The 2,535-nt window shown below is 63.9% G+C and carries 2 protein-coding genes and 1 pseudogene; 2 read left to right on the top strand and 1 reads right to left on the bottom strand.

All coding sequences use genetic code 11. From position 1 onward, the window contains the following. Together Q1W68_RS05980 and Q1W68_RS05975 are read left to right on the top strand one after the other, a co-directional pair. Positions 1-644, top strand: a pseudogene (locus Q1W68_RS05980) (coproporphyrinogen III oxidase); the annotation flags it as partial. Positions 645-647: 3 nt separating this feature from the next. Continuing rightward, positions 648-1,319: a sulfite exporter TauE/SafE family protein gene (locus Q1W68_RS05975; protein WP_300660292.1), complete on the top strand. Its 672-nt coding sequence runs from the start codon at positions 648-650 to the stop codon at positions 1,317-1,319. A 1-nt stretch (position 1,320) separates the two neighbouring features. Here Q1W68_RS05975 and Q1W68_RS05970 read toward each other — a convergent pair whose 3' ends face one another. Beyond that, on the bottom strand, positions 1,321-2,292 hold the full coding sequence (locus Q1W68_RS05970) for a DMT family transporter (protein ID WP_300655860.1): 972 nt from the start codon (positions 2,290-2,292) through the stop codon (positions 1,321-1,323). Between the last annotated feature and the right edge of the window lie 243 nt (positions 2,293-2,535).

Genomic DNA, 2,535 nt, shown 5'->3' with positions numbered 1-2,535 from the left:
ACCTGCCGTCGCGCTTCAAGCCGCAGCGGCGCATCATCGCCGCCGAGCTGCCCAGTGGCAGCGCCAAGCTGTCCATGCTCTCGGCCTCGCTCGACACCCTGCAGGACGCCGGCTACGTGTACGTGGGCATGGACCATTTCGCTTTGCCCACCGACGCGCTCGCCGTGGCCAAGCGCCAGGGCCGGCTGCACCGCAATTTCCAGGGTTACAGCACCCAACCCGACTGCGATCTGATCGCGCTCGGCGTCTCGGCCATCGGCCGCATCGGAGCCACCTACAGCCAGAACGCCAAGACCCTGGAAGAGTACCGCGACATGCTCGAACAAGGCCGTCTGCCCATCGTGCGCGGTCTGGCGCTCACGCGCGACGACCTGCTGCGCCGCGCGGTGATCATGTCCTTGATGTGCCAGGGTGAGCTTCAGTTCGAGTCGATCGAACTCGGGCACCTGATCGACTTCCGGCAGCACTTTGCCCGCGAGCTCGAGGTGCTCGAGGGCCTGGCTGAACACGGGCTGGTGCGGCTGGAGCCGACGGGCGTTCAGGTCACCGAGGCCGGCTGGTATCTGGTGCGGGCCATTGCCATGGTGTTTGACAAGAATCTGCAGGTGGACATGGACCGGGCGCGCTTTTCGAAGATCATCTGATCCATGCAGACTTCGATGGCGATCACGGCCTTGTTCATGGGCGTGGTGGGTGGACCCCACTGCGTGGCCATGTGCGGTGCCGCGTGCGCCGGCATCAGCCGCGCCGCCGGTGCGCGCAGCACCCAGGCCTTGTGGACCTTCCAGCTCAGCCGCATGGTGGGCTACGCCTTTTTCGGTGCGTTCGCTGCAGGCTCGGTGCAGGGGCTGGCCTGGCTGGGCACCAACACCACGGCGATCCGCCCGCTGTGGACCTCGTTCCACGTAGCAGCGCTGCTGCTGGGTGTGGTGCTGATCTGGCGCGCGCGCCAGCCGGCCTGGATCGAGACGCTGGGACAGAACATCTGGCGCAAGGCGCGCCCCGTGCTGACCGCCATGGGTCAGCGCGCGCCGGTGGTGCTGGGCGTGGCATGGGCCCTCATGCCCTGTGGCTTGCTGTACTCGGCCTTGCTGGTGGCGTCGCTCTCGGCCAACGCACTGGAGGGCGCGGCGATCATGGCGCTGTTTTCCATCGGCACATCCATCTCGCTCACCGCCGCGCCGTGGCTGCTGCTGCGTTTGAACGGCGCGCGGTCGGGTGCCTGGGGCATTCGCCTGGCCGGCCTGGCGCTGGCCGCCACGTCCGGCTGGGCGCTGTGGATGGGCCTCACCCAACCCACGGGACTCTGGTGCCTTTGACTCAGGTTTGTGCGGGGCGCCGCTGGGGCAGGGTGGCGAGCACCAGCCCGGACAGGGCGATGCCGAACGCCACCACCTGAAGCGGCGTGAGCGTCTCACCCATGAACAGCACACCGATGGCCGCGGCGCTCACCGGCAGCATCACGGTGAACACGCCGGCTTGCGAGGCCGGCACCGTCTTCAGGCCGGTCATCCACAGCCACACCGTCCAGACACTGGCCGCCAGTGCATAGAACACCAGCAGCGTCCAGATCGGGAAACTCACTGTACCGAAGTCGAACGACAGCGCGGCCCACAGCCCGAACGGTGTGACCAGGGCAAAACCCCACAGGTTGATGATGGCCGAGATGCGCTTGGGCCCCAGGCCTTCGGTGAGGCGCTTGCCGATCACCACGTAAGACGCCTCGCACACCACCGCCGCGAACACGAGCAGGTTGCCCAAGAATGCCCGGCTGAAGCCGAACGGTCCGCTGCTGTCCACCGCCATGCCACTGTCCACCTTTTGCAGCGAAAACAGACCGATGCCCAGCGCTGCACACGCGATGCCCGCCGCGCTGCGCCAGCCGATGCGCTCGCGCAAGAAGATCCAGCTCAACACAGCCACCACCGCCGGGATGGAGGACATCACCACCCCGGCCGCCACGGCCGTGGTCATGCTCACGCCAAACAGCATGCAGATGGAGAACAGGAAATTGCCCAGGAACGATTCAAGAAACAGCAGCCAGCGCGTGCGTGGCGTGATCAGGGGTTCGTCCGGCGGCTTTTTGAGCCAGCGCAACATGGCCAGGCCACCAATGCCAAAGCGCAGCCACGCCAGCAGGAAGATGGGAAAAACAAGCACCAGGGGCTTGGACAAAGCCACGTAGCTGCCCACGAGCGACATGCTCAGGGCCAGGCTGGCACAAGCCCACCAGCGGTTCAGGGGAGGGATGGGTTTCACGGGAGCGGTCGATTCGGCACTGGGCAGGATCATGCCCGAAGCCTCGGCGACGTCATTTTTCGGAATGACAGCAGACAATTTCTCAATATGAAATACACGAATGCTGCGGTGCGGAAAAATTTCTCAATACAAGAAAACGAATTTCGCATGGAGAAACACGATTCAAACATCGTTGATAAACAACAAAAAATCTTTTCTCTTATATAAGACATAAGAGCTTCTCAAAGTCTTCTATAAGACTTAAAGTCAAGGCACTGGCTGCGGCCTTGCAAGCGA

It is taken from the genome of Hydrogenophaga sp., from assembly GCF_030158645.1.
Classification (GTDB): Bacteria; Pseudomonadota; Gammaproteobacteria; order Burkholderiales; family Burkholderiaceae_C; genus Hydrogenophaga.
The sequence above is the reverse complement of the archived record's forward strand: the minus strand, read 5'-3'. Positions and strand labels throughout refer to the sequence as shown.